At 72.1% G+C, this 24,114-nt stretch carries 25 protein-coding genes; 13 read left to right on the forward strand and 12 right to left on the reverse strand.

The window, feature by feature from the left end:
• Nucleotides 1–6: 6 nt before the first annotated feature.
• Both LY625_RS04415 and ptsP read left to right on the forward strand, forming a co-directional pair.
• Entirely contained in the window at nt 7–273 is a 267-nt protein-coding gene (locus LY625_RS04415; RefSeq protein ID WP_233737794.1) for an HPr family phosphocarrier protein, read from the forward strand.
• 9 nt (nt 274–282) lie between these two features.
• A complete protein-coding gene (gene ptsP / locus LY625_RS04420) occupies nt 283–2,016 on the forward strand; it encodes a phosphoenolpyruvate--protein phosphotransferase (RefSeq protein WP_233737796.1) in 1,734 nt (577 codons plus the stop codon).
• A 1-nt stretch (nt 2,017) separates the two neighbouring features.
• Here the strand turns inward: ptsP and LY625_RS04425 are convergent, their stop codons facing one another.
• On the reverse strand, nt 2,018–2,404 hold the full coding sequence (locus LY625_RS04425; RefSeq protein ID WP_233737799.1) for a hypothetical protein: 387 nt from the start codon (nt 2,402–2,404) through the stop codon (nt 2,018–2,020).
• A 145-nt stretch (nt 2,405–2,549) separates the two neighbouring features.
• Here LY625_RS04425 and mgtE point away from each other — a divergent pair, with 145 nt between their 5' ends.
• Nucleotides 2,550–3,911, forward strand: coding sequence for a magnesium transporter (mgtE, locus tag LY625_RS04430; RefSeq protein ID WP_233737803.1), 1,362 nt, complete (start codon nt 2,550–2,552; stop codon nt 3,909–3,911).
• A 154-nt stretch (nt 3,912–4,065) separates the two neighbouring features.
• Nucleotides 4,066–4,950, forward strand: coding sequence for a DNA ligase (locus LY625_RS04435; RefSeq protein ID WP_233737804.1), 885 nt, complete (start codon nt 4,066–4,068; stop codon nt 4,948–4,950).
• Here the strand turns inward: LY625_RS04435 and LY625_RS04440 are convergent.
• From LY625_RS04440 to LY625_RS04450, 3 genes are read right to left on the reverse strand one after another with little or no spacing between them, the layout of a single operon-like run.
• Complete coding sequence (locus LY625_RS04440) at nt 4,935–5,885, reverse strand: aspartate carbamoyltransferase catalytic subunit (RefSeq protein WP_233737805.1); 951 nt, start codon at nt 5,883–5,885, stop codon at nt 4,935–4,937. The two genes, LY625_RS04435 and LY625_RS04440, sit on opposite strands and share 16 nt — an antisense overlap.
• The gene (gene ruvX / locus LY625_RS04445; protein WP_233737806.1) at nt 5,882–6,412 is read right to left on the reverse strand and encodes a Holliday junction resolvase RuvX; all 531 of its coding nucleotides are present in this window, start codon (nt 6,410–6,412) and stop codon (nt 5,882–5,884) included. Before ruvX ends, LY625_RS04440 begins: the two co-directional genes overlap by 4 nt.
• Complete coding sequence (locus LY625_RS04450; RefSeq protein ID WP_233737808.1) at nt 6,409–6,984, reverse strand: YqgE/AlgH family protein; 576 nt, start codon at nt 6,982–6,984, stop codon at nt 6,409–6,411. Before LY625_RS04450 ends, ruvX begins: the two co-directional genes overlap by 4 nt.
• Nucleotides 6,985–7,149: 165 nt before the next feature.
• On the opposite strand from LY625_RS04450, the gene LY625_RS04455 reads away from it, so the two are divergent.
• From LY625_RS04455 to LY625_RS04465, 3 genes are all read left to right on the forward strand, one after another.
• Entirely contained in the window at nt 7,150–8,943 is a 1,794-nt protein-coding gene (locus LY625_RS04455; RefSeq protein ID WP_233737810.1) for an ATP-binding protein, read from the forward strand.
• Nucleotides 8,940–9,377 (forward strand): response regulator, encoded by a 438-nt coding sequence (locus LY625_RS04460; protein ID WP_233737819.1) that lies wholly within the window; start codon nt 8,940–8,942, stop codon nt 9,375–9,377. Before LY625_RS04455 ends, LY625_RS04460 begins: the two co-directional genes overlap by 4 nt.
• Before the next feature lie 63 nt (nt 9,378–9,440).
• Nucleotides 9,441–10,349 carry a DUF72 domain-containing protein gene (locus LY625_RS04465; RefSeq protein ID WP_233737820.1) on the forward strand — a complete coding sequence of 303 codons (909 nt, stop codon included), beginning with the start codon at nt 9,441–9,443 and terminating at the stop codon, nt 10,347–10,349.
• 15 nt (nt 10,350–10,364) lie between these two features.
• Here LY625_RS04465 and LY625_RS04470 read toward each other — a convergent pair whose 3' ends face one another.
• Both LY625_RS04470 and LY625_RS04475 read right to left on the reverse strand, forming a co-directional pair.
• On the reverse strand, nt 10,365–11,534 hold the full coding sequence (locus tag LY625_RS04470; RefSeq protein ID WP_255703306.1) for a PilT/PilU family type 4a pilus ATPase: 1,170 nt from the start codon (nt 11,532–11,534) through the stop codon (nt 10,365–10,367).
• A 22-nt stretch (nt 11,535–11,556) separates the two neighbouring features.
• Nucleotides 11,557–12,594, reverse strand: coding sequence for a type IV pilus twitching motility protein PilT (locus LY625_RS04475; protein WP_233737822.1), 1,038 nt, complete (start codon nt 12,592–12,594; stop codon nt 11,557–11,559).
• 203 nt (nt 12,595–12,797) lie between these two features.
• On the opposite strand from LY625_RS04475, the gene proC reads away from it, so the two are divergent.
• The gene (gene proC, locus LY625_RS04480) at nt 12,798–13,634 is read left to right on the forward strand and encodes a pyrroline-5-carboxylate reductase (RefSeq protein WP_233737826.1); all 837 of its coding nucleotides are present in this window, start codon (nt 12,798–12,800) and stop codon (nt 13,632–13,634) included.
• Nucleotides 13,624–14,136 carry a DUF4426 domain-containing protein gene (locus LY625_RS04485; RefSeq protein WP_233737827.1) on the forward strand — a complete coding sequence of 171 codons (513 nt, stop codon included), beginning with the start codon at nt 13,624–13,626 and terminating at the stop codon, nt 14,134–14,136. Before proC ends, LY625_RS04485 begins: the two co-directional genes overlap by 11 nt.
• 47 nt (nt 14,137–14,183) lie before the next feature.
• On the opposite strand, the gene LY625_RS04490 is transcribed toward LY625_RS04485, so the two are convergent.
• From LY625_RS04490 to LY625_RS04510, 5 genes are read right to left on the reverse strand one after another with little or no spacing between them, the layout of a single operon-like run.
• Entirely contained in the window at nt 14,184–15,176 is a 993-nt protein-coding gene (locus LY625_RS04490; protein WP_233737829.1) for a PA2778 family cysteine peptidase, read from the reverse strand.
• Entirely contained in the window at nt 15,176–15,550 is a 375-nt protein-coding gene (locus LY625_RS04495; RefSeq protein ID WP_233737831.1) for a PA2779 family protein, read from the reverse strand. Before LY625_RS04495 ends, LY625_RS04490 begins: the two co-directional genes overlap by 1 nt.
• A gap of 60 nt (nt 15,551–15,610) precedes the next feature.
• Nucleotides 15,611–16,408 (reverse strand): ABC transporter substrate-binding protein, encoded by a 798-nt coding sequence (locus LY625_RS04500; protein ID WP_233737833.1) that lies wholly within the window; start codon nt 16,406–16,408, stop codon nt 15,611–15,613.
• On the reverse strand, nt 16,405–17,010 hold the full coding sequence (pdxH, locus tag LY625_RS04505) for a pyridoxamine 5'-phosphate oxidase (protein ID WP_233737835.1): 606 nt from the start codon (nt 17,008–17,010) through the stop codon (nt 16,405–16,407). The genes LY625_RS04500 and pdxH overlap by 4 nt, the downstream gene beginning before the upstream one ends.
• 57 nt (nt 17,011–17,067) lie before the next feature.
• Complete coding sequence (locus tag LY625_RS04510) at nt 17,068–17,271, reverse strand: dodecin family protein (protein WP_233737837.1); 204 nt, start codon at nt 17,269–17,271, stop codon at nt 17,068–17,070.
• Nucleotides 17,272–17,393: 122 nt separating this feature from the next.
• Here LY625_RS04510 and LY625_RS04515 point away from each other — a divergent pair, with 122 nt between their 5' ends.
• From LY625_RS04515 to hemE, 4 genes are all read left to right on the forward strand, one after another.
• Nucleotides 17,394–17,936: a shikimate kinase gene (locus tag LY625_RS04515; protein ID WP_233737839.1), complete on the forward strand. Its 543-nt coding sequence runs from the start codon at nt 17,394–17,396 to the stop codon at nt 17,934–17,936.
• Nucleotides 17,933–19,105: a 3-dehydroquinate synthase gene (aroB, locus tag LY625_RS04520; protein ID WP_233737845.1), complete on the forward strand. Its 1,173-nt coding sequence runs from the start codon at nt 17,933–17,935 to the stop codon at nt 19,103–19,105. Before LY625_RS04515 ends, aroB begins: the two co-directional genes overlap by 4 nt.
• Before the next feature lie 10 nt (nt 19,106–19,115).
• Entirely contained in the window at nt 19,116–19,370 is a 255-nt protein-coding gene (locus tag LY625_RS04525; RefSeq protein ID WP_233737846.1) for a WGR domain-containing protein, read from the forward strand.
• A 124-nt stretch (nt 19,371–19,494) separates the two neighbouring features.
• Nucleotides 19,495–20,568 (forward strand): uroporphyrinogen decarboxylase, encoded by a 1,074-nt coding sequence (gene hemE, locus LY625_RS04530; protein WP_233737850.1) that lies wholly within the window; start codon nt 19,495–19,497, stop codon nt 20,566–20,568.
• Here the strand turns inward: hemE and LY625_RS04535 are convergent.
• Nucleotides 20,555–23,998 (reverse strand): ATP-binding protein, encoded by a 3,444-nt coding sequence (locus LY625_RS04535; protein ID WP_233737852.1) that lies wholly within the window; start codon nt 23,996–23,998, stop codon nt 20,555–20,557. The two genes, hemE and LY625_RS04535, sit on opposite strands and share 14 nt — an antisense overlap.
• Nucleotides 23,999–24,114 lie beyond the last annotated feature (116 nt).

Genomic DNA, 24,114 nt, shown 5'->3' on the forward strand with positions numbered 1-24,114 from the left:
GCAGCCATGATCGAGCGCGAACTCATCGTCGGCAACCAGCTCGGCCTGCACGCCCGGGCCACCGCCCGGCTGGTCCAGCTGCTGTCGGGCTACGCCTGCAGCGCCACGCTGGTCGCCAAGGGCCGGGAGGTGAACGCCAAGAGCATCATGGGCGTGATGCTGCTGGCCGCGGGACGTGGCACGCGGGTGCTGCTGCGGGTGAGCGGCGAGGACGAGCAGGCCTGCGCGGACGCGGCCGCCGGCTTGTTCGAGCGGCACTTCGACGAGGCCTGAGGAGCGCGCATGCGCCGCCAGTTCCAGGGCCAGGGAGCCTCGCGCGGGAGCGCCCTCGGCCGCGCCTGGGTGCGGCTGCCGGACGTCCTGGAAGTCGGCGAGCAGCACATCGCCGCCGACCAGGTGGACGCCGAACTGGAACGCCTGCACCAGGCCGTCGGGCGGGTCCGCGCCGAGATGCAGGCCCTGCGCGAACGCCTCCAGGACGCATTGGCCCCCGAGCTGGGCCAGTTCCTCGACCTGCATGCCCTGCTGCTGGAGGACCCCGAACTGCTGCAGGGGCTCGACGAGGCGATCCGCGGCCAGCAGCTGAGCGCGGACTACGCCCTGCACCTGCAGCGCGAGCGCATCACCGCCGGCTTCCGGGCGATGGACGATGTGTATTTCCGCAGCCGGGTGGAGGACGTCGACCAGGTCATCGGGCGCATCCACGCCAGCCTGCACGCACGCCACGACGGCCGCGCCGGCATGGCCGGCGAGGTGCTGGTGGCCGAGACGGTGCCGCCGGCCGAGCTGGCCCAGCTGCAGCAGCAGGGCGTCGTCGCCGTGGTCACCACCGGCGGCAGCCCGCTGTCGCACAGCGCGATCCTGGCCCGCAGCCTGCACCTGCCGATGGTGGTCGGGGTTCCCGGCCTGCTGCAGCGGCTCAGCGACGGCGAGGTGCTGACCGTCGACGGCACCAGCGGCGAGGTGGTGGCCGCGCCCGGGCCGGCCGACCTGCGCCGCCACCGCGAGCGCCGCCGGGCCGTCGCGCGCGAGCTGCGCGCGCTGCGCCGGTTGCGTCGCGAACCCACTCGCACCCTGGACGGGGTGGAGATCGGGCTGTACGCCAACGCCGAGTCGCCCGGCGACGTCGCCCGGGCGCACGCGCTGGGGGCCGCCGGCATCGGCCTGTACCGCACCGAGTTCCTGTTCCTGCAGCGCACCGTGGTGCCCGGCGAGGACGAGCAGTTCCACGCGTATCGCGACGTCCTGCTGGCCATGGACGGACGCCCGGTGACCATCCGCCTGCTCGACCTGGGCGCCGACAAGGCCGACCGGACCGGGCTGGCGCTGCGCGACGAGCCCAACCCGGCGCTCGGCCTGCGCGGCATCCGCCTGGCGATGGCGCGGCCCGCACTGCTGGAGACCCAGTTGCGCGCGCTGCTGCGCGCCTCGGCCTACGGCCGGTTGCGGATCCTGGTGCCGATGGTCGCCGGCCGCGAGCAGGTCCGGCACGTGCGCACCGTGATCGACCGGCTCTCGGTGGAGCTGCGGACCGCGGGCCATGGCGTGGCCGAGGGCATCCAGGTCGGGGCGATGATCGAGGTGCCGGCCGCCGCGCTGGCGCTGTCGACCCTCATCGGCGACGTGGACTTCCTCTCGATCGGTACCAACGACCTGGTGCAGTACCTGCTGGCCGCCGACCGCGACAACGAGGCACTGGGCGAGTTCTACACCCCGCTGCACCCGGCCGTGTTGCGGGTGCTGCGCGACGTCATCCGCACCGGCAAGGTGCACGGGCGGCCGGTGTCGGTGTGCGGCGAGCTGGCCGGCGACCCGGACCTGTCACCGCTGCTGCTGGCACTGGGGCTGGAGCAGTTCAGCCTGCATCCGGCGACCCTGCTGGATGTGCGGCAGGTCCTGCGCGCCTGTGACCTGTCACGGCTGCGGGCACGGCTCCCGGCATTGATGCGGGCGCCCGACCGGCCGGCGATCGAGCGCTGGATCACCCGCCAGCAACCGCGGATCGAAGGCGCCTGACTCAGCCGCCGTTGCAGGGGCCGGGGCCGGCACGCAGCGCCGCCAGCAGCATCCCGGTCTCACGGTCCAGCAGGACGAACAGCATCCCGTCCGAGGTCCATTGGCCGGTCTCCTCGGCCCCCGCGGCGTCGTTGCTGCGCGCGAACACCTGGCGCTGGTCGCTGACCTGGATCTCGACCTTCGAGGTCAGCGAGGACGGCACCTCCCAGCGGGCGACGGCGCGATAGGCGCCGCCATCGCAGCTGGCACCGGCCAGCGGCTCGACGGTGAACGCCACCCCCGGCTCCAGGAACGGCAGCTGCGCGGGCACCTCGTCGGCTCGCCCGCAGGCGGCCAGCAGCGCCACGAGGGCGGCGGCGGGAAGGACACGGCGGAAACATGCGTGCATCGGCGGCGTCAGCGGCTGCGGCGGGGCGATACCAATACCACGACAGGCAACGCCGCGGTGGGCAAGCCGCACGGCAACGGGGATAATTGCCGCCATGAACGCCTGATTGCCGCCGCGGCTGCGGCTTACGACCCGGAGTAGCCCATTGGCCGAAGCCGACCGCCACGACAAGACGTCGCACCAGTTGCGGTTGCTCTCCGACGCGCTTGAAAGCGGGCGGCTGGGACCGGTCAAGCGCCTGGTCAACACCCTCTCCCCGGCCGAGATCGGCAACCTGCTGGAGTCGCTGCCGCTGGGCAAGCGCATCATCGTCTGGGGCCTGGTGGACCCGGACGACGACGGCGAGGTGCTGGTCCACGTGGGCGACGAGGTCCGCGAAAGCCTGCTGGCGGACATGGACCCCGACGAGATCGTCTCCGCGGTCGAGGACCTGGACATCGACGACCTCGCCGACCTGGTCGAGGACCTGCCGGCCACGGTCATCGACGAGGTCCTCAAGTCGATGGACCGGGAGAACCGCGAGCGCCTGGAGCAGGTGCTGTCCTACCCCGAGGACACCGCCGGCCGGCTGATGAACCCGGACGTGGTGACGGTGCGCGCCGACACCACCGTCGACGTGGTCCTGCGCTACCTGCGCCTGCGCGGCGAACTGCCCGAACACACCGACTACCTCTACGTGGTCAACCGCCGCCACAAGTACCTGGGCCGGATCGGCCTGGCGCAGCTGCTGACCCACGATGCCGCCACTCCGATCAACCAGCTGCTCGACGACGAACAGCCGGCGATCGAGGTCGACGAATCGGCCAGCGAGGTGGCGCGCCGGTTCTCCGACCGCGACTGGCTCAGCGCACCGGTGGTCGACGACAGTTACATCCTGCTCGGCCGGATCACCATCGACGACGTGGTCGACATCATCCGCGAGCAGGCCGAGCACCAGGCCCTGAGCGCCGCCGGCCTGGACGAGGACGAGGACCTGTTCAGCCCGGCCATCCGCGCCTTCCGGCGCCGCCTGGTGTGGCTGGGCGTGAACCTGGGCACCGCCTTCATCGCCGCCAGCGTGATCGGCCGTTTCGAGGACTCGATCGAGGAGATCGTCGCCCTGGCGATCCTGATGCCGATCGTTGCCGGCATGGGCGGCAATGCCGGCACCCAGGTACTGGCGCTGATGATCCGCGGCCTGGCGCTGGGGCAGATCGGCACCTCCAACTTCCGCGTCTTGCTGCGCAAGGAAATCGCCGTGGCGATGATCAACGGCCTGCTGCTGGGGGCAGGGCTGGGGCTCATCGTGCTGGCCTGGTTCCACAGTCCCATGCTGTCGCTGGTGATCGGCACCGCCCTGACCATCAACCTGCTCACCGCCGCCACCGCCGGCGTGCTGGTGCCATTGAACCTCAAGCGCCTGGGCTTCGACCCGGCACTGGCCGGTGGCGTGCTGCTGACCACCATCACCGACGTGATGGGCTTCGTCAGCTTCCTGGGCCTGGCAACCCTGATCCTGTTGCACTAGCGCTGCCGCGCCGGCCGGCGGGCAGGCCACGATGGCGGTGGCCAGGCCCACCGCCTGGCGGGGGTGGCGCCTACCGGTGCCCGGGCATCCGGCTGATTGGCGGGCCTGCAGGGCGCCGCTTTACTGGGCGCGTGTTCCCGGATGGTGCGCCGTGATGTTCCGACTCCTGTTCCTGTGCTGCCTACTGGCCATCGTGGCCGCAGGCCCGGCACGCGCCGCCCCGCCGCAGCTGATGCTGGCGGTCCCCTACGCCGAGGGCATCGATCCCCGGGAGTACTGGGTCAGCGAGAAGCTCGACGGGGTCCGCGGGCGCTGGGACGGGGCCGCGCTGTGGACCCGCGGGGGCTACCGGATCACGCCCCCCGGGTGGTTCACGCGGGGCTGGCCGGACCAGCCCATCGACGGCGAACTGTGGATCTCACGCGGCCGCTTCGAGGAACTCAGCGGGCTGGTCCGCAGCGCCACCGCGGACCCGGAGCTGTGGCGGCAGGTCCGCTTCATGGCCTTCGACCTGCCCCGGCACCCCGGCGGGTTCGACGCCCGCCTGCGGGCGCTGCGGGAACTGGTGAGCGGCAGCGGCAGCAACTCGCTGCAGCTGGTCGACCAGGTGCGCGTGGCCGGCAGCGGCGAACTCGACCGGCGGCTGGAGGCGGTGGTCGCCGCCGGGGGCGAAGGACTGATGCTCCACCACCGCGACTCGGCCTACCGCGCCGGCCGCAGCGAGCAGTTGCTGAAATACAAGCCGTACGACGACGCGGAAGCGCGGGTGGTGGGCTACACCGACGGACGGGGCAAGTACGCGGGCCTGGTCGGCGCACTGGTGGTCGAGCGCGCGGACGGCCTGCGCTTCCGGCTGGGCAGCGGCCTCAGCGACGCGCAGCGGGCACGCCCGCCGCCAAGGGGCAGCTGGGTGACCTACCGCTACAACGGGCTCACCTCGAACGGCGTGCCGCGATTCGCCCGGTTCCTGCGGGTTCGCCACGAGATGCCCCCGCCCGATCCGCAGCCCGCGGCGACGCCGGCTCAGGCGACGCCGTGAGGCGCCTGCGGGCCACCCAGCAGTGCCTCCAGCACCGCGATCCGCACCGCCACGCCGTTGGCGACCTGCCGCAGGATCAGCGAGTGCGGGCCGTCGGCCACCTCGTCGGTGACTTCCACCCCACGGTTGACCGGGCCCGGGTGCATCACCACCGCGCCGGGGGCGGCCAGCGCCAGCCGGCGGGCATCCAGGCCGTATTCGCGGTGGTAACCGTCCAGCGACCGCACCAGCCCCTCCACCATCCGCTCGCGCTGCAGGCGCAGCAGCATCACCACGTCCACGCCCCGGATCGCATCGTCCAGTCCCGGTACCACCTCGCAGCCGGCCAGCACTTCCGGCTCCGGCAGCAGCTCCGCCGGGGCGCAGACGCGGATGTCCTCCACGCCCAGGGTGCGCAAGCCATCCAGGTCCGTGCGGGCGACCCGGGAATGGCGCACGTCGCCCACCACCAGCACCTTCAGCCGCGCCAGGTCCGGGCCCTTGGCCTGCCGCAGCGTCAGCATGTCGAGCAGGCCTTGGGTGGGGTGGGCGCTGCGGCCGTCGCCGGCATTGACCAGCACGGTGTCCGCACCGGCGCGTCCGGCCAGCGCGCGGACCGCGCCATCCTCGCGATGGCGCACCACGAAGCCGCGTACCCCCATCGCCTCGAGCGTGCGCAGGGTGTCCAGGTCGGTCTCGCCCTTGCTCGCCGAGGAGCTCGACACGTCGAAGCCGAGCACGTGTGCGCCCAGCCGCTGGGCGGCCAGCTGGAAGCTCAGACGGGTGCGGGTGGAGGGTTCGAAGAACAGGTTGCACACCGCCACCCCGTCCAGCGCCCGCGGCACGGCCCCGCCGCGGGCGAAGTGGTCGGCCCGTCCCAGCAGCAGTTCCATCCGCTCCCGGGACATGCCGGCCAGGTCGAGCAGGTGCCGGTCGGCGTCGAAGCTGCGGTTCATGCGCGTGTCCCCTGGTCTTCTGCCGTGATCGCCGGCGTCGGCGGCAGCCGGCCGATGTCGACCGCGTCGTGCGGTGCCGCCAGCCAGCGTTCCACGATCACCGCGGCGGCCATGGCGTCCAGCGCGGCGGCATCGCGGCGGCGGCGGCGCCCGGCGGCACGCGCGTCGGCGAAGCGGCGGGCGGCCTCGCGCGAGCTGGAACGCTCGTCGACCAGGACCACCGGCACCCGGTAGCGGGCCTGCAGTTGCCGGGCGAAGGCATGGGCCCGGACGCGCGCCGGCTGGTCGCCGTCGTCCAGGGTCAGCGGATCGCCGACCACCAGGCCACCGGGTTGCCACTCGCGGTGCAGGCGGTCGAGCACGGCCCAGTCCGGAACGCCCTCGCGCACATCCACCACCGCCACTGCCTGGCCGCCCTCGCCGAACGGGCTGCCGACCGCCACGCCGATGCGCCTGGAACCCACGTCGAAACCCATGACCGTGGCCCCGGCCGCGATCGTCGCGCCTGGCGCGCTGCCGCCGCTCATGCGTGGCCGGCGTAGTCGGCCAGGTGCGTGAAGTCCACGCCGATGCGTCCGGCGGCGGCTTCCCAGCGGGTCTCCAGGGGCAGCTGGAACAACAGCTCCGGGTCGGCCGGCGCGGTCAGCCAGTCGTTCTCGGCCAGCTCCTGCTCGAGCTGTCCCGACTCCCAGCCGGCGCAACCCAGCGCGACCACGGCGTGCTCCGGCCCGCCGCCTCCCGCCATGTCCTCGAGGATCTCCCGCGAGGTGGTCAGGTAGAGGCCGTCGGCGATCTCCAGCGAGGAGTCCCAGTGCATGCCGCCGTCATGGATGACGAAGCCGCGTTCCGGGTGCACCGGCCCACCGGCCAGGACCGGCCGGGCACGCAGCTCGGCGCTGCCGCCCTCCACGCCCATCTGCCCGAGCACCTCGCCGATCGTGTACTCCGAGGCGCGGTTGACCACGATCCCCATTGCTCCGTCCTCGTCGTGCTGGCAGATCAGCGCCACGCTGCGGGAAAAACCGCTGCCGGCCAGCGAGGGCAAGGCGATCAGCAACTGGTTGGCGAAGTTGGAAACCGGGGTCAGCATGGCCGGCATTCTAGCCCGGCGCGGCATCAAGGCCGTGCATCGGGCCGCCCCGCGACCAGGGCAACGCGGTTTGACCCGTGGCACCGCCGGCCGCCATCATGCCGGGTCGCGCACGGGCATTGCCGTGCGCCATGGATACACGGGGGGCGATTGATGCAGGCAGCACAAGGCGCCATGGACAGGTGGACGCGGTGGCACTTGCCGGCGCTGGTGATCGCCATGATGGTGGTCGTGGTGCTGCCGCTGGGCTTCCTGTATTCGGTGATCAGCGGCGAAACCGAATCCGCCCGCCGGCTGGAAGACGCCCGCCAGGTCGAGGCCTCCATCAACGCCCTGAGCTACGCCATCCGCGACATCGAGTCGGCGACCCTGGCCCTGGCCGCCGGCATCGACACCCCGCTGGTACGCGCACGCCTGCACGACAGCGGCCTGGAGCTGGACGAGCAACTCAAGGCCGTCTCGGCGCTGGCCGGCCAGAGCCCCGCCCAGCAACGCCGCATCGGCGAGCTGCGCGCGGTGATCGCCCAGCGCCGGCAGCTCACTGCCCGCATCGCCGAAAGCCGGAACCCGGAAGAAATGGTGCACGTGGCGGAGGAAACGGTCACCCGGTTCCCGGTACGCGACATCGCCGCGAGCATCATCGCCCACGAACACGACGAACTGGGCGAGCGCAGCCGCAACGCCGGGCGCATGCGCGAGCGCAGCGTCCAGCTGACCTGGGCGACGATGATCCTGCAGATCGCCCTGCTCGGGCTGCTGGCTTGGCTGCTGCAGCGCCAGTTGCGCCAGCGACTGGAGGTCCAGCGCGAACTGCAACAGGCCAGCCTGCGCGCCAGCGCGGTCATGCAGACCGTCCGCGAACCGATCGTGCTGCTCGACGAGGCGCAGGACATCGTCATGCACAACACCGCCTTCGCCGAGCTCTACACCGGCGACCCGCGGGCGGAACTGGGCGGACAGGCACTGGCATCGATCGGCGAGGGCGCCTGGAACGAACCGGTCATCCTGCAGCGCCTCAACGACGTGCTGTACCGCGACCGCGAACTGTGGGACCACGAGCAGCGCCAGCGCACCAGCGACGACAGCGAGCGGGTGATGCTGCTCAACGCCCGGCGCATGCCGCTGCCCGACCGCGACGAACGCGTGGTGCTGGTGACGCTCAGCGACGTCACCGCGCAGAAGGCGATCGAGAACCAGGTGCGCCACCTCAACCGCCAGCTGGAAGGCAAGGTCGAGCAGGTCTCGGAGGTCAACCGCGAGCTGGAGGCCTTCAGCTACTCGGTCTCCCACGACCTGCGCGCCCCGCTGCGCCACATCGCCGGGTTCGCCGACAAGCTGGGCCAGCGCCTGGGCGACAGCGCCGACGAGAAGAGCCGGCACTACCTGGAGGTCATCGGCGGCTCCGCGCGGCGGATGGCCGAGCTGATCGACGACCTGCTGGTCTACTCGCGGCTGGGCCGCAGTGCGATGCGCCTGCAGCCGGTCGACCTGCAGACCCTGGTCTCGGAGACGCGCGCGATGCTCGACGCCAACCTGGCCACCGATGCGCCGGAGCGCCGGGTCGAATGGCGCATCGCTCCCTTGCCGATCCTCGTCGGCGACGAGAACATGCTCCGGCAGGTGTGGCTGAACCTGCTGGGCAATGCGGTCAAGTACAGCGACATACGCAACCCGGCGCTGATCGAGGTCGGGCACGAACGCCAGGACGACGGCAGCCATCACTTCAGCGTCCGCGACAATGGCGCCGGCTTCGACATGCAGTACGCCGGCAAGCTGTTCGGCGTGTTCCAGCGCATGCACAAGGCGTCCGAATACCAGGGCACCGGCATCGGCCTTGCCAGCGCCCGGCGGGTGGTTGCCCGCCACGGCGGCCGCATCTGGGCCGAGGCCGAACCCGGTGCCGGCGCCACCTTCCACTTCACCCTTCCCGCTACATTGGACAATCCTTCACCGGAGCCCCGGAAATGAGCCACATCCGCACCATCCTGCTGGCCGAAGACAGCCCCGCCGACGCCGAAATGGCGCTCGACGCCCTGCAGGAAGCCAACCTGGTCAACCCGGTGGTCCACGTCGAGGACGGCGTCGAGGCGCTGGACTACCTGCTGCGCCGGGGCCGCTTCGCCGACCGCCGGGAAGGCAACCCCGCGGTGCTGCTGCTGGACATCAAGATGCCGCGCATGGACGGGCTGGAAGTGCTGCAGCAGATGCGCGAGGACGAAACGCTGCGCCGCATCCCGGTGGTCATGCTGACCTCGTCCAGCGAGGAGAGCGACCTGGCGCGGAGTTGGGACCTGGGCGTCAACGCCTACGTGGTCAAGCCGGTGGACGCCGACCAGTTCTTCACCGCGGTCAAGACGCTGGGCCAGTTCTGGGCGGTGTTCAACGAGGCGCCGGCGGGCTGAGGCGCACCGCCCGGCCGGGCACCTGCACCGGCCCTCCACGCCGCACCCGGCACGGTGCGGCGCATGGCACTGCGCATCGGGATCTCAGGCTGGCGCTATCCGCCCTGGCGCGGCGTGTTCTATCCGCCCGGCCTGGTCCAGCGCCGCGAACTGGAATACGCCGCCGGCTGCTTCAACAGCATCGAGCTCAATGGCTCGTTCTACTCGCTGCAGCGACCCTCCAGCTACGCCGCCTGGCGTGAAGCGACGCCCGCTTCCTTCGTGTTCTCGATCAAGGGGCCGCGCTACATCACCCACATGCTGCGCCTGCGCGATGCACGCCAGGCACTGGCCAACTTCCTCGCCTCCGGGTTGCTGGCGCTGGGGCCGAAACTGGGGCCGGTGCTGTGGCAGCTTCCACCCTCGCTGGGCTTCGATGCCGGACTGCTCGACAGCTTCCTCGGCATGCTCCCGCACGATACCGGCAGTGCGCTGCGCCTTGCCAATGGGCACGACCCCGACCGCATGCGCGAACGCACCTGGCTGGAGCCCGCTCCCGAGCGGCCGCTGCGGCATGCACTGGAAGTCCGCCACCACAGCTTCCGCGATCCCGACGCGATCGGGCTGCTGCGCCGGCACAACGTGGCCCTGGTGGTCGCCGATACCGCCGGCCGCTGGCCTTACCTGGAGGACGTCACCGCCGACTTCCTCTACCTGCGCCTGCACGGCGACAAGGAGCTGTACGCCAGCGGCTACTCGCCGGCGGCACTGGACCGCTGGGCGGAGCGGATCACCGCCTGGGCCGGCGGCGGCGAACCCGCCGATGCGCAGCGGGCCGGCGATCCGGCCCCCGCCGCCGGCGCGCGCGACGTGTACTGCTACTTCGACAACGACATCAAGGTGCACGCGCCGTTCGATGCCCAGGGGCTGATGGCCAGGCTCGGACTGCCGGTGCCCTGCCCGCCACGCGACCAGGTGCGGCCGCTTTCCTAGGCGCGGGCCGGGCGCTCAGCGCAGCTCCGCCACCTCGACCCCGTCCAGGCCCGCCGACAGGGTGCTGGCGTCGCCGCCCTGGGCGAGCTTGATCCGCAGCCGTACCTCGTTCTGCGAATCGGCGAAGCGCAGCGCGTCGTCGTAGCTGATCTCGCCGGCCTGGTAGAGCTCGAACAACGCCTGGTCGAAGGTCTTCATGCCCAGCTGGACCGACTCCTTCATCACTTCCTTGAGCTTGTGGACCTCGCCGTCGCGGATGTAGTCCTGCACCAGCGGGGTGCCCAGCAGGATCTCCATCGCCACCCGCCGGCCCTTGCCATCGGGCGTGGGGATCAGCTGCTGGGCGACCACGCCCTTGAGGTTGAGCGACAGGTCCATCAGCAGCTGGTTGCGCCGGTCCTCGGGGAAGAAGTTGATGATCCGGTCCATCGCCTGGTTGGCGTTGTTGGCGTGCAGCGTGCACAGCACCAAGTGGCCGGTCTCGGCGAAGGCGATGGCGTGGTCCATGCCCTCGCGGGTGCGCACCTCGCCGATCATGATCACGTCCGGCGCCTGGCGCAGGGTGTTCTTGAGCGCGTTCTCCCAGCTGTCGGTGTCGATGCCGACCTCGCGCTGGGTGATGATGCAGCCCTGGTGGCGGTGCACGAACTCGATCGGGTCCTCGATGGTGATGATGTGCCCGGTGGAGTTGGCGTTGCGGTAGCCGATCATCGCCGCCAGCGAGGTCGATTTACCCGTGCCGGTGGCGCCGACGAAGAGGATGATCCCGCGCTTGGTCATCGACAGCGACTTGAGCACCGGCGGCAGGTTGAGCTCCTCGAAGGTCGGGATCTTGGTCTCGATGCGCCGCAGCACCATGCCGACCTGGTTGCGCTGGAAGAAGCAGCTCACGCGGAACCGCCCCACCCCGGCCAAGCCGATGGCGAAGTTGGCCTCGTGGGTCTTCTCGAACTCCTCGCGCTGCGTGGGGTTCATCACGTTCAGCACCAGGTCCCGGCTCTGCTGCGGCGTGAGCGGGTTCTGGGTGATCGGCTGCAGCTTGCCGTTGACCTTCATCGATGGCGGCATGCCGGCGGTGATGAACAGGTCGGAGGCCTTCTGGTGGGCCATCAGCTTCAGGAACGAGGTGAAGTCGATGGGGCTGGCGGCGCTGGCGCCGGTGTTGCCGGATGCGGTCGTGCTCATGGTGTGGCCCTCAGTCGGACGCTCAGTCGAACAGGCGCTTGTCCCGGGCGTACTCGCGGGCCTGCGGGCGCAGGATCATGCCGCGCTTGACCAGGTCCTGCAGGTGCTGGTCCAGGGTCATCATGCCGGCGTTCTGGCCGGTCTGGATCGCCGAGTACATCTGCGCGACCTTGTCCTCGCGGATCAGGTTGCGGATGGCCGGGGTGCCGACCATGATTTCCCAGGCCGCGGTGCGACCGCCGCCGACCTTCTTCAGCAGCGCCTGGCTGATCACCGCGCGCAGCGACTCCGACAGCATCGAGCGGACCATCGGCTTCTCGCCGGCGGGGAACACGTCGATGATGCGGTCCACGGTCTTGGCCGCGGAGGAGGTGTGCAGGGTGCCGAACACCAGGTGTCCGGTCTCGGCCGCGGTCAGCGCCAGGCGGATGGTCTCCAGGTCGCGCAGCTCGCCGACCAGCACGTAGTCGGGATCCTCGCGCAGCGCCGAGCGCAGCGCCTCGTTGAAGCCGTGGGTGTCGCGGTGGACCTCGCGCTGGTTGATCAGGCACTTCTGCGAGGTGTGCACGAACTCGATCGGGTCCTCGATGGTGAGGATGTGCGCGTACTCGTGCTTGTTGATGTGGTCGACCATCGCCGCCAGCGTGGTCGACTTGCCCGAGCCGGTCGGGCCGGTGACCAGGATCAGGCCTTGCGGCTGGTCGATCAGCTCCCTGAAGATCCGCGGCGTGCCCAGGTCCTCCAGGGTCAGCACCTCGGAGGGGATGGTGCGGAACACCGCGCCGGCGCCGCGGTTCTGGTTGAAGGCGTTGACGCGGAAACGCGCCAGGCCGGCGATCTCGAAGGAGAAGTCGACCTCGAGGAACTCCTCGTAATCGCGCCGTTGCTTGTCCGACATGATGTCGTAGACCAGCGCGTGCACCGCCTTGTGGTCCAGCGCCGGGATGTTGATCCGGCGCACGTCGCCATCGACCCGGATCATCGGCGGCATGCCGGCCGAGAGATGGAGGTCGGAGGCCTTGTTCTTGACCGAGAACGCCAGCAGTTCGGCGATGTCCATGCGTGCTCCCCGCGCACCTTGCAGGTGGCGCCGGGACCGGCGCCGCCTGTCTTGAAATGACGCGACCGTCGCCGACGCGCCCCCTGCGGGCGAGTATAGCCCCGCGGCAGGGCGTGCAATCCGGCGGCCATCACAGCTCGGCCGACCCGCCCCGGCACCACGGCCCCTACACTGTGCAGCCCCTTTTTGTTGACGGGCCGGACATGCACGGACAAGACACCCCCCCGGTCGTCGCCTTCATCGGCGGCGGAAACATGGCACGCAGCCTGGTTGGCGGGATGGTCGCCCGCGGCACGCCGCCGGAGCGGATCCGGGTGGCCGACCGCAATGCCCCCAACCGCGAGCGCCTGGCCGCGGACTTCGGCGTGCGGTGCTTCGCCACCCCCGAGGAGGCGGTCGATGGCGCCACGGTCTGGGTGCTGGCGGTCAAGCCGCAGGGCATGCGGCCGGCGTGCAACGCCCTGGCGGCGCTGGCGCAGCAGCTTCGGCCGCTGGCGGTCTCGGTCGCGGCCGGGATCACCTCGCGCCAGGTCGCCGACTGGCTCGGCGGCGCGGTGCCGGTGGTCCGGGCGATGCCCAACACCCCTTCGCTGCTGGGCGCCGGCATGACCGGCCTGTATGCCAACCCTCACGTGGCGGATCACCAGCGGGCCCAGGCCGGCGAGCTCATCGGCGCGGTGGGACCGGTGGAGTGGATCGACGACGAGGCGCTGATGGATGCGGTGACCGGCGTATCCGGCAGTGGCCCGGCCTACATCTTCCTGCTGGCCGAGGCGATGGCCGACGCCGGGGCCAGGCAGGGCCTGCCACGGGAGGTCGCCGCGCGGCTGGCCAACCAGACGATCCTGGGCGCGGCGCGGATGCTGACCGAATCGGACGAGGACGCGGCCACGCTGCGCCGCCGGGTGACCTCGCCGGGGGGGACCACGCAGGCCGGAATCGAGTCCTTCGAGGAAGGCGGACTGCGGGCGCTGGTGGACCGCGCGGTCGCGGCCGCGACCCGCCGCGGGGCCGAGCTGTCGGTGGCGAATGATGATTGACTTCCACGTGGGGCGGGCTCCGGGTGCGCTGCGTTTACCCGGGCCACGGGTCAACCGCCGCGGGTTCGCCGTACTCTGCGCCCTGCTGCTGGCCGCCTGTGGCGGCACGGCACCCGCCCCGGCGCCCATGCAGCCGGGCGAGGCGATCCTCCAGGTACGCGACACCACCATCCGCGCCAATGTCATCCCCACCCGCAACCTGGGCGAGGCGATGGCCGCGCGCTACGGCATCCCGCGCGGCGACGACCTGGTCATGCTGATGGTCGGCGTGCGCCAGGGCGAGGACGGCCGGCAGGTATCGGTGCCGGCCCGGGTCACCGCCAGCACCACCGACCTTCGCGGTCAGCGTGGCCGGGTCGAACTGCGCGAGTTGGTGGCCGGCGACCTGGTCGACCACGTGGGCACCTTCCGCGTGTCTCCGCCGGAGACCCTGAGCTTCGTGGTCGAGGTCCGGCGCGAGGGCGAGCCGCCGGCGACGTTGCGGTTCAGCCACGAGTTCTGAGGCGTGGGCGCCCGCCGCATCTCCCGGGTGCGCTTCGCTTACCCGGGCTACGGGGACGCGGGGCAAGACGTCGGCCCCGGGACATCGACGGCGATGATTTCCCGGCGGGTCGCCTCCAGCTCCGACAGCCAGCGCCCGTCCGCCGGGTACGCCCGGAGCGTGGCATCGAGCGCGGCGATCGCCTCGGCGCGGCAGCCCAGTTCCCCCAGCACGCTGGCGTAGTTGTTGCCCAGCACCGGATCGGCCGCCGCCAGGGCCAGGCCGTCGCGGTAGTGCCCGGCGGCGGCGACCAGCTCGCCGGCCGCGTAGGCCTGGTTCCCGGCCGCCAGGTGGGCGCGCGGCTCGGCTGGCCAGCGCTCGAGTGCGGCCTGGTAGGCCGGTGCCGCCGCCCCGCTGCCGGCAACCTGTTCGAAGTCGGCCACCGCGGCCAGGTAGCGCACCGGGTCGGCGCGGGCCGGCAACTCGCCCGGACGCAGCGACAGCAGTCCCCAGCGCCCGGCCCAGTCCCAGGTGCGCAGGAACCCCGGTGCCGGCATCTCCAGCCCCTGTTCGGTCCCGCTGTTGAGCACCAGCCGGTTCGCCCCGGCGTCGGCACCGACCACCACCGCGTAATGCCAGCGCGGTACCGTGCGTACCAGCAGGTTCTGCAGCACCAGCACCGGTCGCCCGGCACGCAGTTCGTCGAGCAATGCCTCCGGCTCCGGGTCGATGACGTACGGGATCCGCCCCGCACGCCGGGTGGCGGCGACCAGCTCCAGTTGCAGGCTGCCTTCGCGGCCGGGCAGGTAGACCTGCGACACCAGCGCTTCGGGCGCCAACTCCACCCCGCTGGCACCCAGCACCGTCGCCAGCGCGGCGGGGCCGCACTGGTACTCGGTCTGCGGATGGAACGGGGCGTCCAGCAGCAGCGTTCCCGCGGGGCTGTCCCCGCGGGCCAGCTGCCAGTGTGGGTTGACCGAGCACCCAGCGGACACGAGCGCGGCGGCGAGCGCCAGGCCCACCGCCGCCAGTCGTGCCCGCCCGCCCGGGCGGAGCCGCATCAGATGCGGGTGAAGACGTTGGTGACGCCGACCAGCTCCAGGATCAGCAGCACCAGGAACACCGCGCCGATCACCGCCAGCGCGCCGCCACCGGCCGGCAGCCGGTCCAGCTCACCCTCCAGCTGCAGCAGTTCGGCATCGCTGAGCGAGGCGATGCGGGCATCGGCGTCGGCCGGATCGACGCCCAGCCGCTGCATCGCCTGGCGCACGTCGTCGCGGGCGATCGAGGAACGGACCCGGGTTTCCTTGGCGGCGCGAAGCTCCGCGCTCATCGCCTGCTGGGTGCCGATGACGCCGGCAGTCGCCGTGTTGGCCACCAGCGACAACGAAAGCGCGGCGATCAGGAACGGGGTAAGGATGAGTTTGCGCAGCATGGAGGACTCCGGGTCAGGGGAGGCCGAAGGTATGCCATACGCAGCGTGAACGGTCGAGGGTCAGGCCCGGTGTTCGCCCCAGGCCTGGATCACTCGTGCGAGCACCGCCACCCCGTCGGTCAACGCGGCCGGCCCGGGCTGCAGGATGACCGGCGACTTCACTTCGTGCAGCTCGCCGTCGCGCACCGCGGGGATCGCACCCCAGCCGGGGCGCGCGGCGACCGTCGCGGGCTGGAACTTCTTGCCGCACCAGGAGCCGAAGATGATGTCCGGCGCCCGGCGCACGACCTCCGAGGGGTCCTCCAGGATCCGGCCTTTCGCCAGCGGCTCGGCGGCCCGCTCGGGGAAGATGTCGTCGCCGCCGGCGATCCGCACCAGTTCGGCGACCCAGCGGATGCCGGTGATCGGCGGCTCGTCCCACTCCTCGAAGTAGACCTTCGGCCGGCGCGGCAGGCGGGCGGCGTCGGCCTGGATCCGTTCCAGCCCACGCTGCAGCTCCTCGGCCCAGGCGCCGGCGCGCCCGGCGGCGCCGACCAGCGCCCCCAGCCGGCGGATGTAGTCGAGTATCCCGTCCACGCTGCGGTGGTTGCTGATCCACACCTCCACCCCATGGCGGACCAGTTCGGCGGCGATGTCGGCCTGGATGTCGGAGAAACCCACCACGAAGTCCGGCTCCAGTTCCAGGATCTTCCCGATCTTCGCGCTGGTGAACGCGCTGACCTTCGGTTTCTCCTTCCGGGCCCGGGCCGGGCGCACGGTGAAGCCGCTGATGCCGACGATCCGGTCCTGCTCGCCCAGCGCGTAGAGGACTTCGGTGGGCTCCTCGGTGAGGCAGACGATCCGCCGGGGGCCGGTCACGGATACAGCATCCGCTTGCTCCACTCGCCGGCGACGTCGCTCTCGTAGAGCACCCGTTCGTGCAGCCGGTGGCCGGCGGCGTACCAGAACTCGAAGTACATCGGCCGCACCCGGATGCCCGACCAGCGCGGGGGACGCGGCACCTCGCGGTCCTCGAACTGGTGCTCGACCTCGGCGATGCGCTCGGCGAAGCGCTGGCGGGTTTCCATGGTCTCGGACTGCTTGGAGGCCCACGCGCCGATCTGGCTGCCGCGGCTGCGGCTCGCGAAGTAGCCGTCGGCCTCCTCGTCGGACACCCGCTCGACCGGCCCTTCGATCCGGACCTGCACGCCTTCGTCGACGCGCGGCCAGTGGAACAGCAGCGCGGCCTGGCGGTTGTCCTGCAGTTCGCGGCCCTTGCGGCCGTCCAGGTGGGTGTAGAAGACGAAACCGCGCGCGTCGTGGGCCTTGAGCAGGACCATGCGCGCGGACGGACGGGCATCGAGGCCGGCGGTGGCGACCACCATCGCGGTCGGATCGGGCTCGCCGGCGATGCCTGCCCGTTCGAACAGGGCATCGAAGGTGGCGAGCGCTTCGCTGAGCAGTTCGGGCGTGGTATTCATGATCCGCATTGTGGACCGGACGGCGGGCGCTGCCCACGCCCGCCGCGATCCGGGCGGTCAGTCGACGACGAAGGTCACCTTCATGGCGACCCGCCATTCGGTGATGTTGCCCTCGCCGTCGACCTGGACCTTGGTTTCCTTGATCCAGGCCCCGCGGATGTTCTTGACGCTCCCGGAGGCCTTCTTCAGGCCGCTGCGGACGGCGTCCTCGACGCTCTTGTCGGACGATGAATAGATCTCGATGACCTTGGCTACGGCCATGCCGTTCTCCTTTCCGTTTTTGCGGCCGCCATGCGGCCGGAACCGCTGACCGTCGCAGCTGCGCTGTAAAGCCCGCGCATCGGACGGGTGATCGTGCTGGATAGAATCGCCACATGACGTGCATGCCGAAGCCCGCCCCCAACCTCGCCCTGGTCGGCCCCATGGGTGCCGGCAAGAGCACCGTCGCCACGCTGCTGGCGCCCCTGCTCGGCCTACGCGCGGTGGACACCGACGCGGAGATCGAGCGCGGCGCGGGCATGCCGGTCGCCGAGGTGTTCCGGCGCCACGGCGAGGCCGGGTTCCGGCGGATGGAGCGCGAGACGCTCGCGCGCCTGCTGGGCGCCGCCGGCCAGCTGCTGGCCACCGGGGGCGGAGCGGTGCTCGATCCCGCCACCCGCGACCTGCTCCGCCGCCGCGCCTTCGTGATCCACCTGCATGCCGGCGCCGGGGAACAGCTGGCGCGCCTGCACGGCGATGTCGGCCGCCCCCTGCTGCAGTGTCCCGACCCGGCGGCACGCCTGCGCGAACTGGCGGCCGTGCGCGACCCGCTCTATGCCGCCGTGGCCGGGCTGCGCATCGACACCAACGGGCTGTCACCGCGGCAGGTCGCGGATCGGCTCCACGCCACGCTGGAGGGAGCCTGGCGCCCCGGGGAAACCGCATGAGCACCGCCACCCTCGAGGTCTCCGGGACCCGGCCCTACCGGATCCATGTCGGCTCCGGTCTGCTGTCCAACGGTGCCCTGCTGGCCGGCCAGCTGCGTGGCCGCCACGTGCTGCTGGCCAGCGACGCCAACGTCGCCCCGCTGCATGCCGAGCGGGTGATCGACGCCCTCGCCGGTGCCCGGCCGGAACTGGCGATCGCCCGGTACACGATGCCGGCCGGCGAGCACGAAAAGACCCTGGCCCGCTTCGGCGAAGTGCTGGACGCCCTCGCCCGCCTGGGTGCGACCCGCGACGCCACCGTGCTGGCGCTGGGCGGCGGCGTGGTCGGCGACCTCGCCGGCTTCGCGGCGGCGTGCTGGATGCGCGGCATCGACGTGGTCCAGCTGCCGACCACCCTGCTGGCGATGGTCGACTCCTCGGTGGGCGGCAAGACCGCGGTCGACCTGCCGGCCGGCAAGAACCTCGCCGGTGCGTTCCATCCGCCGCGCGCGGTGATCGCCGACACCAGCACTCTGCGTACCCTTCCCGATCGCGAGCTGCGCGCCGGCCTGGCCGAAGTGGTGAAGTACGGGGCGATCTTCGACGCCGGCTTCCTCGACTGGATCGGGGCACATGCCGACGCGCTGCTGGCCCGCGACGACGCCGCGCTGGCCGCTGCCATCATGCGCTCCTGCCAGTACAAGGCCGGCGTGGTCGAGCGCGATCCGTACGAGCACGGCGAGCGCGCCCTGCTCAACTTCGGCCACACCTTCGCCCACGCCATCGAGGCCGAACAGGGGTACGCCGGCGCCGCCGATGGCCTGAACCACGGTGAGGCGGTCGCGGTCGGCATGGTGCTGGCCGCCGACCTGTCCGCGCGACTGGAGCTCGCACCGCGGGGCGACGGCGAGCGCCTACGCGGCCTGCTGCAGCGCCTGGAGCTGCCGACCACGCTGCCGTCCGGCCTGCGACCGGAGGCACTGCTGGCGCGGATGCGCCTGGACAAGAAGGCCGATGCCGCGGGGCTGCGCTTCATCCTGTGGACCGCCGCGGGCCGGGCGCGGGTGGTTGCGGGCGTTCCGGAAGATCCGATCATCGCGACGCTGGAAGCGTTCCGGCGCGATACGCCGCAACCGCGGCTATTGCACCCCAGGGATCCCCGGCCAACGCCGGGCGGGACCGCGATCTAGAATGCAGACCATGCGCCTGTTGATGCAGCAACGCCCCGAAGGCGACGAGGCTCCCCGCTTCGTCCAGCTCATGCTCGAACCCGACCTGCTCGGCGGCTGGACGCTGGTGCGCGAGAGCGGGGTCATCGGGGGACGCAGCCAACTGCGGCGCCAGCAGTTCCTCGAGCGCGAGTCCGCCTTCGCCGCGTTCGAGAAGGCGCGCGACCAGCAGGTCGGCCGCGGGTTCCAGGTGGTGTTCAGCCAAGGGAGCGGGGCTCCCCGGTGAGCCGGGGCGGCCCCGCCCGGCGGTGACCCGCGGGCACGGGAGGGGAAGCAACGGCGATCGCGTACCATGGCGGGTCCCCCCGGGCCGACCGGCCCGTGCGTCATCCGTCCGTGAGGAGCCCGACTTGTCCAGCCCGCTTCGCAACGACCGTTTCCTGCGTGCACTGCGCCGCCAGCCGGTGGACCACACCCCGGTGTGGCTGATGCGCCAGGCCGGGCGCTACCTGCCCGAGTACCTGGAGGTACGCCGCAAGGCCGGCAGCTTCCTGGCCATGGCCAAGAACCCCGAGATCGCCTGCGAGGTCACGCTGCAGCCGCTGCGCCGGTTCCCGCTGGACGCGGCGATCCTGTTCTCCGACATCCTCACCATTCCCGATGCGATGGGGCTGGGCCTGTACTTCGCCGAGGGCGAGGGGCCGAAATTCGAGCGCCCGGTGCGCAGCACCGCCGACATCGACCGGCTGTCGGTGCCCGACATGGCCGCCGACCTGGGTTACGTCACCGACGCGGTCTCGCTGATCCGCCGCGAGCTCGACGGCGCGGTGCCGCTGATCGGCTTCTCCGGCAGCCCGTGGACGCTGGCCTGCTACATGGTCGAGGGCGCCGGCAGCAAGACCTGGTCGCGGGTCAAGGCACTCGCCCTCAACGAGCCGGCGGCGATGCACCGCCTGCTGGACGTGGTCACCGACTCGGTCATCGCCTACCTGTCCGCGCAGCGCGCGGCCGGTGCCCAGGCGTTGCAGGTCTTCGACACCTGGGGCGGGGTGCTGTCGCCGCCGATGTACCGGGAGTTCTCGCTGCGCTACATGTCGCGCATCGCCGCCGAGCTCGACCGCGGCGAAGGCGACGCGCGCACGCCGCTGATCCTGTTCGGCAAGGGCAACGGTGCCTATGTCGCCGAACTGGCCGCCACCGGCACCGACGCGGTCGGGGTGGACTGGACCATCGACCTGGACGAAGCCGCCCGGCGCGCCGGCGGCAGGGTTGCCCTGCAGGGCAACCTCGACCCGGCGACGCTGTACGGCAACCCCGACGCGATCCGCCGCGAGGCCGGGCGGGTGCTCGACGCCTACCGCGACGGCAACGGCGGTTCGCGCGAGGGCCACGTGTTCAACCTCGGCCACGGCATGTCGCCGGACATGAACCCCGACCACGTCGCCGTGCTGGTGGAGGCGGTGCACGCGCTCAGCGCGCGCTGAGACCGGTCTTCGCCTCACCGGCCACCGCCGCCAGCGCCCGCGCCAGGTGGCGGCCGGTCACCGGCTTGCGCAGGAAGTGGCGGAAGCCCGCCTGCGCGGCCTGCCCTTCGGCCTCCTGGTCGGCGCGGGCGGTGATCGCAACCAGCGGGATGTCGGTGCCCTGCGCCAGCAGGTGCCGGGCCAGGCTCAACCCGTCCAGTCCTGGCAGGTCCAGGTCCAGCAACGCGGCATCGAAGCGCAGCACCGCGGCCTCCGCCATCGCCGCCAGGCCATGGCCGGCGACGGTGACCGCGTGGCCCTGGGCCCGCAGCAGGCCGGCGATCACCTCCGAGACCACCGGGTCGTCCTCCACCAGCAGCAGCGACAGCGCCCGCATCGCCTGCGCGGCCGGCGGCTGGGGCGCGGGCAACGGCACCGCCGGCAGCGGGAGGATGACCTCGAAGCGGGTGCCCTCGCCCGGGGTGCTTTCGACCGCGATCCGCCCGCCCATGGCGGCGGCGAGCTCCTGGCAGATCGCCAGCCCCAGGCCACTGCCGCCGTAGCGCGCGGCGGTGCGCGGCCCATCGCCCTGTTCGAATCGGCGGAACAGGCGCTCGACCTGCGAGGGCTGCAGCCCGGGGCCAGTGTCGCGCACGGCCAGGCGCAGGCTGCCGCCGGGGGCGGTCGACAGTTCCAGACGGATACTGCCGCGTTCGGTGAACTTCACCGCATTGCCCAGCAGGTTCAGCAGGACCTGCCGCACCCGGGTCGCATCACCGCGCACCGCGGCCGGCACGTCCGCGGCCACGTCGCAGGCGAAGGCCAGCCCGCGCCCGCGCGCCAGTGGCTCGACCAGCGCGGCGACCGTGGCGGCAAGCTCGCGGACCGCGAACGGCGCCTCGTCGAGTTCCAGCCGGCCGGCCTCGATCCGCGCCAGGTCCAGGGCGTCATCGAGCAGGCGCAGCAGGTGTTCGCCGGCGCCGCGGATCGACTCGGCGCGGGCCCGCTGGCCCTCGTCCAGGGGCGTATCGAGCAGGAGTTCGGTCATGCCCAGTACCCCGGTCATCGGCGTGCGCACCTCGTGGCCCAGGGTCGCCAGGAACCGGCTCTTGGCCTGCGAGGCCTGCAGGGCCAGTTCCCGCTCGCGGGCGGCGGCGCGCTGGCGCGCGCGACGGGCGATCCGCTGGCGCACCGCCCACATGGCGGCGAAGGCCAGCAACACTGCCAGCACCGCCCAGCCCGCCAGCGCCCGGTCGGTACGCCACCACGGCGGCGGCAGCGCGAAGCCCAGCCTGCGCTCGGCGGACGCATTGCCGGCGGCGTCGAAGGCACGGGCGCGCAGCGTGTAGTCGCCCGGTGACAGGCCGGCCCAGACCCGCTCGCCATTGCCGGCCTGTCCGATCCAGCCGCTGTCGTGGCCGACCAGCCAGGTCTGGAAGCGCGTGGCCCTGGGGTCGTCGAAGGCCAGCAGGCTCAGCCTGGCCCGCAGTTCACGGTCGCCGGGCCGCAGTCCGGGCCGGTCCGGATCAATCGGGTGCCAGGCGCCCTCCCGGCGCACCGACAGCGAATCGAGCGCGAGGGTCGGCTGCCGCGCCGGCGGATCGGGGGCCAGGGTGTCCATCAACAGCACCGAGCCATTGGCCAGGGCGGCCGCCAGTACGCCACCGGGCGCCAGCACCATGCCCTGGTCGAGGAACTCCTCGCTGCCCAGCCCATCGGCCAGGCCGAACCGGCGCAGCCACTGCGCGCCCGGGTCCCAGCGATACAGCCCGCGCATGCTGGCCAGCCATACCTGCCCGTCGGGATCGACCGCCAGTCCGGAGCCTTCCACCGGCGGAATGCCCTGGGCGGCGCCGGCACGCTGGCGTAGCTGCCAGCGCCCGTCATGCACGCGGTACTGCTCGAGCCCTGACAGGTGCTGCAGCCACAGCTCCTGCGGCGAGGCGAACGCGAAGGCGAACACCCGGTCGTCGGCGGCGATGCCCGGCGCGGGCCGGAAGCGCGCGGCGGCATCATCCCAGTACCGCAGCCCGAAGCCGCCGGCGACCCACAGGCGACCCTCGGGATCGAAGCCCAGCGCTTCCAGGTCGGCGGCGGGAAGCCCGTGCGTCGCACCGCCGGGAATGTCGCGCACCACTCGTCCGCTCGCCACGTCGCGCTGCTGCAGGCCGGCGCCGGCACTGGCCAGCCACAGCGTGCCGTCCGGGGCGATCGCCAGGTGGTCGACCGGCCCGCGCATCGTCGGGTCCTCCGTGTCGTCGGGCGTCCACTCCAGCAGCTCGCCCGTGCCCGGATCCAGCCGCGCCAGCCGGCCTTGGCCACTGCCGCCGATCCACAGGCGCCCTTGCCGGTCTTCGGCCAGGGTCAGCGGCCGCAGGGCGGCCAGGCCGGCATGCAGCCGGGGTGCCACCGGGCGCAGGGTTCCATCCGCGGCCAGGTGCTCGAGCTCGCCGCCGCGCGCCAGCAGCCACAGCCCGCCGGCAGCGGCGGGGACGATGTCGCGGTAGGAATCGCCCTGCAGTCCGCCGCGCTCGCGCGAGAACACCGCCAGCCGGCGCCAGTCCGCGCGCAGGAAGCCCAGGCCGACCCCGGCGACCGGGAACCACAGCGCCCCGTCTTCCTGCCGCAGCATCTGCTGTAGCGGCCGCACCGCGCCGCGGGTGCCCAGCGGGACCCGGTACGGGACACCGTCGGCCGGGGCGTGCCACAGGGCCTGCTGGCTCGCCAGCCAATAGCCGCGCTCGCCGTCGGACTTCACCGAGAACACCGAATTGCCACCGGCGAACTGCGCCGACCACTGCGGAATCGACCAGCCCGCGCCGGGCAGGTGCCGGTACACCCCGCTGCGTGCGCCGATCCAGAGTGCCTCGTCCTCGGCGGTGAGCGAATAGATGAGGCTGTCGGGCGCATCGCCCGGCAGCGGAACCGGCTGGAAGCGCTGGCCGTCGAAGCGCGCCAGGCCACGCGTGGTACCGGCCCAGAGCCGGCCGCCGGCATCGAAGGCCAGCGCCAGGATGGTGTCGGCGGGCAGGCCCGACGGCCCGCCGGCAAACCGCTCGACCGCGCCACTGGCGGCATCGAGCCGGTACAGGCCGTCGCCGAAGGTGCCGTACCAGACCGCCTCCCCGCGGCTGGCGATCGCCCAAACGTCGGCTTCGGGATGGAAATGCCGGAACCCCTCGCGGCGGGTGTCCAGCATGCTCAGCCCGCGCCCTTCCACCGCCGCCCAGACGCGGTCCGCCTGGTCCACGTGGAGCACGGTGACGTAGTTTCCCGGCAGCGTGCGCGGATCGCCGGGATCGTGCCGCCAGCTACGGAAGCCGATGCCGTCGTAACGCGCGAGCCCGTCGGCGGTCGCCACCCAGACATGCCCCTCGCGGTCACGCGCGATGCCGTTGACCGAGGTGGACGGCAGCCCGTCGGCCGCGCCGAGCACGCGCGGCTGTGGCATCGACGGGACCGCCCCGGCGCTTGCGCGCGCCGTTGCCGGCCCGGCCGCCACGGCGAGCGCGAGCAATGTCCACCACCCGAACACTGCCGCCGCGATCCGGCGGTTTCGCGGCCCCG

The sequence above is a fragment of the Lysobacter sp. GX 14042 genome (genome assembly GCF_021390425.1).
Taxonomy (GTDB): domain Bacteria; phylum Pseudomonadota; class Gammaproteobacteria; order Xanthomonadales; family Xanthomonadaceae; genus Novilysobacter.